Origin of the sequence: Streptococcus hillyeri (assembly GCF_003686955.1) — a bacterium.
Taxonomy (GTDB): domain Bacteria; phylum Bacillota; class Bacilli; order Lactobacillales; family Streptococcaceae; genus Streptococcus; species Streptococcus hillyeri.
This window is the reverse complement of record NZ_RCVM01000050.1, coordinates 1-1,029: the sequence shown is the minus strand read 5'-3', so window position 1 is coordinate 1,029 and position 1,029 is coordinate 1. Positions and strand designations below refer to the sequence as shown.

General features: G+C 44.4%; 1 protein-coding gene. It reads right to left on the bottom strand.

What is annotated here, in order from left to right; all coding sequences use genetic code 11:
* A partial coding sequence (locus tag EAF07_RS10395) for an isopeptide-forming domain-containing fimbrial protein (RefSeq protein ID WP_142925610.1) occupies nucleotides 1-1,029 on the bottom strand: 1,029 nt, incomplete at both ends.

Below are 1,029 nucleotides of genomic sequence, written 5' to 3'. Positions count from 1 at the left end.
CTGTTGGATCGGTTGGCGGCGTTACGGTTACTGGTGGCGTTGGTGGTGTTTCTTTATCTGGCTCGCCATCAACTGTTGAGTTGTTATAAACAACTTTTGTTGTATTTGGAATCTTAACGCGAGTCACGCCTTCGCGGATTTGCGCTGGAATGACCAACTCAACTTGTTGACCTGCCAACTCACCTGCGTTTGCGAAGTCTTTCATTGTCGCTGTAACGGTTTGACCGTCTACTTTAACATCGAAGAACTTAGCGGCGTCACCTGTAATTGTTGGTGTTCCTTTAACCATCAAGTCGTTGTCAAGCGTATCTGTAATCACAAATTTCTTATAAGAAGTGATTGTGGTTGGGAGGCTCGCTTTGATGTTGTAAGTGTAATCCGTTTGAACTGGAACATCTAAGTGATCAAGTTTTTCGTTGATCTTCTTATCAACTGTTGGATCGGTTGGTGGCGTTACGGTTACTGGTGGCGTTGGTGGCGTTTCTTTATCTGGCTCGCCATCAACTGTTGAGTTGTTATAAACAACTTTCGTTGTATTTGGAATCTTAACGCGAGTCACGCCTTCGCGGATTTGCGCTGGAATGACCAACTCAACTTGTTGACCTGCGAAGTCACCTGCGTTTGCGAAGTCTTTCATTGTGGCTGTAACCGTTTGACCGTCTACTTTCACATCGAAGAACTTAGCGGCGTCACCTGTAATTGTTGGTGTTCCTTTAACCATCAAGTCTTTGTCAAGCGTATCTGTAATCACAAATTTCTTGTATGACGTGATTGTGGTTGGAAGGCTTGCTTTGATGTTGTAAGTGTAATCCGTTTGAACTGGAACATCAAGGTGGTCTTTATCACCATTGATCTTCTTATCAACTGTTGGATCGGTTGGCGGCGTTACGGTTACTGGTGGCGTTGGTGGTGTTTCTTTATCTGGCTCGCCATCAACTGTTGAGTTGTTATAAACAACTTTTGTTGTATTTGGAATCTTAACGCGAGTCACGCCTTCGCGGATTTGCGCTGGAATGACCAACTCAACTT